The 6,176-nt window shown below is 31.5% G+C and carries 4 protein-coding genes; 2 read left to right on the forward strand and 2 right to left on the reverse strand.

Translation table 11 applies throughout. The features are described 5' to 3' along the window. The first annotated feature begins 134 nt into the window (after positions 1 to 134). Together Q0370_RS10600 and Q0370_RS10605 are read left to right on the forward strand one after the other, a co-directional pair. On the forward strand, positions 135 to 806 hold the full coding sequence (locus Q0370_RS10600) for a response regulator transcription factor (protein ID WP_299575514.1): 672 nt from the start codon (positions 135 to 137) through the stop codon (positions 804 to 806). A gap of 53 nt (positions 807 to 859) precedes the next feature. Then, positions 860 to 2,212 (forward strand): HAMP domain-containing sensor histidine kinase, encoded by a 1,353-nt coding sequence (locus tag Q0370_RS10605; protein ID WP_299575516.1) that lies wholly within the window; start codon positions 860 to 862, stop codon positions 2,210 to 2,212. Positions 2,213 to 2,283: 71 nt separating this feature from the next. On the opposite strand, the gene adhE is transcribed toward Q0370_RS10605, so the two are convergent. Together adhE and Q0370_RS10615 are read right to left on the reverse strand one after the other, a co-directional pair. Then, the gene (adhE, locus tag Q0370_RS10610) at positions 2,284 to 4,911 is read right to left on the reverse strand and encodes a bifunctional acetaldehyde-CoA/alcohol dehydrogenase (protein ID WP_299575518.1); all 2,628 of its coding nucleotides are present in this window, start codon (positions 4,909 to 4,911) and stop codon (positions 2,284 to 2,286) included. 37 nt (positions 4,912 to 4,948) lie between these two features. Further along, the gene (locus Q0370_RS10615; protein ID WP_299575520.1) at positions 4,949 to 5,989 is read right to left on the reverse strand and encodes a tetratricopeptide repeat protein; all 1,041 of its coding nucleotides are present in this window, start codon (positions 5,987 to 5,989) and stop codon (positions 4,949 to 4,951) included. Positions 5,990 to 6,176: the final 187 nt, after the last annotated feature.

Genomic DNA, 6,176 nt, shown 5'->3' on the forward strand with positions numbered 1-6,176 from the left:
ATGACTATTTTACTCAAACCCTAAATTTATATAATTTTTAGTAGTTTAATTTTAAATAGGTTTGAGTATATATTAGAATAATAGAAACTTAAGATTTTAGCATTTGCTAAAAATAATACAGGAGAGAATTAAATATGAAAATTTTGCTGGCAGAAGATGAAGTAGATTTGAATAATGTTGTAACTAGGTATCTAAAAAAAAATGGATATAGTGTAGATAGCGTGCTAGACGGGGAAGAAGCGTTAGATTATCTGGAATATAGTGAATATGATTTAGTAATTCTGGATATTATGATGCCAAAAGTAGATGGATTTGAAGTTATAAAAAAACTTAGGGATAAAGGAAATCACACTTCTGTTCTTATACTTACTGCAAGGGATAGTGCAGATGATAAAGTAAAGGGGCTTGACTTGGGGGCTGATGACTATATTGTAAAACCATTTGACTTTAATGAGCTTTTGGCAAGAATTAGGGCAGTTGTGAGAAGAAAGTATGGAAATAGTTCAAATAGGCTTGTAATAGGAGATTTGATTTTAGATACTTCAGAAAAATCAGTAACAAGAGCTGGAAAGCAGATAGAATTAACAGGAAAAGAATACGAAGTTTTGGAATACCTTATGCAAAGCAAAAATCGGATTTTAAGCAGAGATCAGATTAAGGAGCATGTGTGGGATTTTGATTATGAAGGAGATTCTAATATAATTGACGTTTTGATAAAAAATATTAGGAAAAAAATAGATATAGAAGATGGAAAACAGATAATTTATACAAAAAGAGGACTTGGATATGTTATAAAGGAGGATTAGTTCAAATAAATTAGTTATTAGGAATTTTTTGAAAAGAAAGGAATAATTGAGTTTTGAAAAATAAATTAAATAAAATTTGGGGGGATTTTCCGATTACTGTGAAGGTAACTCTTTGGTATACTGTTTTTGTAGTAATCTTAATTTCGATTATGCTAACAGTATCATTTACCGTTGCAAATAAGATGACAGGAGACTTGAACCATCGGGAATTGATGGAAGCTGTAATTGAAATGACTGTTGAGATGGTTTCAGACCCTAATGAGTTTGATGAATTTGATGATGGGATTTACTTTGTTAAGTACAATAGCGAAGGGATAGAAATGGGCGGAATGTCGCCACGAGGATTTGATTTGACATTAAAATATAAGGAAAACACTGTCAGAACTTATGAAAAGAATGGAGAAAAATATTATTATTTCGATAAAAAAATAGACAATTCTGAAGGAGAATGGGTTAGAGGGATTGTTCCAGTAAATCAGCTATCTGATGAAGTAAGCAAACTGCTTATTATAATTTTAATTTTAAGTCCGCTATTATTGCTAATAATAGTTTATGGCGGATACAGAATTGTAAAAAAAGCTCTAAATCCTGTAGCCAAAATATCAGATACAGCTTCAGAAATTCAAAAAAACGGTGATTTTTCCAAAAGAATCAAAATTGATGAAGGAAAAGATGAAATACACAGGATGGCAGATACCTTTAATGAAATGCTAAATTCGCTTGAAAATTCCTATACACGTGAAAAACAGTTCAGTTCAGATGTTTCGCACGAACTCCGGACACCTGTGAGCGTTATACTTACAGAAAGTCAGTATTCGCTGGAATATGCAGACACTATGGAAGAAGCAAAGGATTCCTTTTCTGTGATTCAGCGTCAGGCAAAAAGAATGTCGGAACTGATAAATCAAATAATGGAACTTTCTAAAATAGAAAAGCAGACTGTTATTGAATTGCAAAAAATAAATTTTTCAGAAACAATGGAAAAAATATTAGAAGATTATAAAAATCTTTTAAGTGAGAAAAATATAAAAGTTTCAAAAAATATTGAACAAAATATATTTATAAACGCAGATAAAGTAATGATTGAAAGACTGCTTGACAATTTACTTAATAATGCAATGAAATTTACAAAAGATAAAATAAATGTAAAATTATATTCGGAAAATGAAAATTGTGTTATGGAAATTGAAGACAATGGAATTGGAATACCAGAAGAGGATAAAAATCTTATTTGGGGTAGATTTTACCAAGTAAATGACTCACGAAACAAAAAAGTAAATAAAGGTTTTGGATTAGGACTTTCATTAGTTGCAAAAATTATTGAGCAGCATAATGCAAGTATTGATGTTGAAAGTGAATTAAATAAAGGAACAAAATTTGTTGCTAAATTTATTAAAACAGAATAATTTAAAAAGGGATAATCTCTATTTTGAGAAAATCCCTTATTTTTTTACTTTATTTTTTTCATAAACATAGATTAAAACCCTAAAATTTTTCCAACTCTTTCTTTTTCATTTTCCCATTCTTTTCCGTAGTAAGCTTTCAAGTAAATTTCTCTTAATTCATCCATTAGCGGGTATCTTGGGTTAGCTGGAGTACATTGGTCATCGAAAGCATCTAGTGACATTTCGTCCACAGCTTCCAAGAAGTCCTTTTCAGGCACTCCCCATTCTTTAATGCTTGCTGGGATTCCTATTTTTTTATTTAATTCATTAATTCCTTTAATTAAATTTTCTACTTTTTCTTCTTTAGTATTTCCGCCAAATCCTAGATAATCGTTCATTTCAGCGTATCTTTGCATTGCATCAGGATATCTGTATTGAGGGAATAATCCCATCTTTGTTGGAGCTTCAGCTGCATTGAAACGGATAACCTCTTCAAGAAGCATAGCATTTGCGATACCGTGTGGAACGTGGAATTTTCCTCCAAGTTTGTGTGCAAGCGAGTGGTTTATTCCTAAGAATGCATTTGCGAAAGCCATTCCTGCAAGACAAGAGGCATTTGCCATTTTTTCTTTTGCTTTAATTGCTTTTGAACCTAATTCTACTGATTCTGGCAAGTATTTGAATACAAGTCTAGCCGCTTCTTTTGAATAAGGTTTTGTGTATTCTGTCGCCATAACTGAAACATAGGATTCAAGAGCATGTGTAAATACGTCAATTCCAGAAGCTACTGTAAGTCCTTTTGGCATTGTAAGCATAAGTTCAGGATCGTTAATTGCTACATTTGGTGTCAATGCATAATCTGCAAGAGGGTATTTGATTCCAGTTTCATCATCTGTAATTACAGAAAATGGAGTTACTTCCGAGCCAGTTCCAGCCGATGTTGCTACTGCAACAAATTTAGCTTTTTTACCCATTTCAGGGAATTCAACAATTCTCTTTCTAATATCCATAAATCTCATTGCCAAATCTCTAAATCGAAGTTCTGGATGTTCATACAATACCCACATAATTTTAGCGGCGTCCATTGCAGAACCTCCACCAAGAGCGATAACAATGTCAGGATTATATTCAAGCATTGCTTTTGCTCCAGCCTGAGCTGAACTTAATGTTGGATCTTCTTTTACTTCTGAGAATATTCTATAATCGATATGTATGCTGTCAAGTACTTTTGTAATATGTTCTGTATATCCTAGTTCAGCCAATACTTTATCCGTTACGATAAATGCTTTTTTGTGGTTTCCTTTCAATTCTTCTAAAGCTGTCGGAAGTGATCCGTATTTGAAATAAATTTTTTCAGGAACTTTGAACCATAACATATTTTCTCTTCTTTCTGCAATTGTTTTTACGTTTAATAAGTGTTTTACTCCTACATTTTCTGACACAGAATTTCCTCCCCATGAACCGCATCCAAGTGTTAATGACGGTTCTAATTTAAAGTTGAATACATCTCCGATTGCTCCAAGTGATGCTGGCATATTGATTAATGTACGTCCTGTTTTCATCAATCTTCCAAATTTATCTATTTTTTCTTTTTCAGCTAAATTAATATATAACGAAGATGTATGTCCCAATCCACCAAGTTTTACTAATTCATCAGCTTTTTTAAGTCCATCTTCAAAATCTTCTGACTTATACATTGCAAGCACTGGCGATAATTTTTCGTGTGCAAATGGTTCCTCAATTCCAGTAGACTCAACTTCCCCAATTAACACTTTTGAACTTTTTGGAATTTCAAATCCTGCCATATCTGCAATAACATACGCACTTTTTCCAACTATATCAGCGTTTAGATTTCCATTTATAAATAATACTTCTCTTACTTTATTTAGTTCTTCGTCGTTAAGGATATAGGCTCCTCTGTTCAAAAATTCGGTTTTAACTTTGTCATAAATTTCTTTGTCTATAATTACAGATTGCTCTGTTGCACAGATTACTCCGTTATCAAATGTTTTAGACATTAAAATATAGTTTACAGTCATTTTTATATCTGCTGATTTGTCAATTACAACTGGCGTATTTCCAGCTCCAACTCCAATTGCAGGAGTTCCTGATGAATAAGCAGATTTAACCATTCCTGGTCCACCTGTCGCAAGTATTAAGTCAGCACTTGCCATAAGTTCTCTTGATAGTTCTACGCTTGGCTCATCAATCCATCCGATTATATCTTTTGGAGCTCCGTATTTTACTGCTGTTTCCAATGCAATTTTAGCTGTTTCAATAGTCGCCTGCTTTGCTCTTGGGTGTGGTGAAAATATTATTGCATTTCTTGTTTTTAATGATATTAATGTTTTGAACATCGCTGTTGAAGTCGGGTTTGTTGTTGGTACAATACCTGCGATAATTCCTATTGGAGTTGCAATTTTTTTAACTCCGTAAGATCTGTCATCTTCCAATACTCCACAAGTTTTTTCGTCTTTGTATTTATTGTAAATATATTCAGAAGCAAAGTGATTTTTTATAACTTTATCTTCTACGATTCCCATTCCAGTTTCTGCTACTGCCAAATTTGCCAGAGTAATTCTCTCATCATTCATTTTTTGAGCCACTTTTCTAAAAATTTTGTCGACTCTTTCCTGATCAAATGTTGCAAATTCTTCTTGAGCTTTTCTAACTCTTTGAATAAGTTCCTTTAAACTTTCTAAATCCTTAACTACTGCCATTTTTCCTCCTAAAATTTAATATTTATTTTTATTTAAATTACAAATGTAAAGCTAATTTGTAGTATTGGATAGCCAATTTCAACTGATCTGCTTCTTCGTAAAGTTTTGCAACTTCAATTACATTGTCAGAAATTTTCAGATATTCACTGTCTTTTAAATTTTGTTCAGCAATGTCAAATTTTCCAAGTTTTATACAGCATTTTCCAAAATTAAATTTAAGTTTTGCATCGTCAATTTTTTTCATATCAACTTTTGCATTTTCTCGTTTTTTTCCTTCAAAAAAATGTCCATAATTTGTGTAGGCAAGATTATAGTTCTTTTCATCAGCAAAAATGTTTCCAAGCAGTGCAAAAGCTTCCAAATGATTTTCATCTGCAAGCAATGTTAAATAGTGTTTTGCAAGAGTAAGATTGTTTTTGTCTGTATAAAGGTTTGAAAGAACTTCCTGCGCTCTTTTATTGTCATAGTCATCTGCTGATGTTTTTAAATGTTTTTCAGCAGTTTCAATGTCCTGTTTTTCGCCATACAGTTTTCCAAGAAGATAATATGCTTCACCATTATCTTTTGCCTTATGTAAATATTCTTCAGCCAAATCAACTTGACCATTGTCATAGTAAATTTTTGCAAGCAGTACTTGAGCTTCTTGATCTCTTTCATCAGCTACAGGTTTTAAATAATCTATTGCTAAATTTTTCTTTTTGAATAAATAATACAATTTCCCTAAGTGATACTGTGCTCTTTGATTTCCATTGCTTATAGCTTGTTTATAGTAATACTCAGCTAATTCAAAATTTGATTTTCTTTTATAAACTGTTCCAAGTTTATCTTGTAGTTCAAAATCTCCGCCATCAGCAATTTTTTTTAAATATTTTTCTGCTAAATTTAATTTGTCATATTTTAGATAAATATCAGCAAGCAAAAGAAAAGCCTTTCTATTTCCACCTTTAGCGGCTTCTTTCAAATATTTTTCAGCAAGTATGTCAGAACCGCTGTCGTAGTAACTTTTTCCCATTTCATACAATCGCCCTGAATCATCATTTTCAATATTATCGAAACTTTCAAATTCGATATTTTCCATAAAAAGTAACCTCCTATTTTTAATGTTTTATTTTTTGCCTCCAAATTTGTTATTCAAAGTTTGGAGTTTAAATTTAAAATTATTACATTGTTATATTATACTATATTTTTTTATATTTGTCATACAATTTCAAAAAATATGGGAAAAATTTTATTTTAATTAAAAATTAAATCTAAGTCCAGTAGTA

The sequence above is a fragment of the uncultured Leptotrichia sp. genome (genome assembly GCF_938036635.1).
GTDB lineage: Bacteria > Fusobacteriota > Fusobacteriia > Fusobacteriales > Leptotrichiaceae > Leptotrichia > Leptotrichia hongkongensis.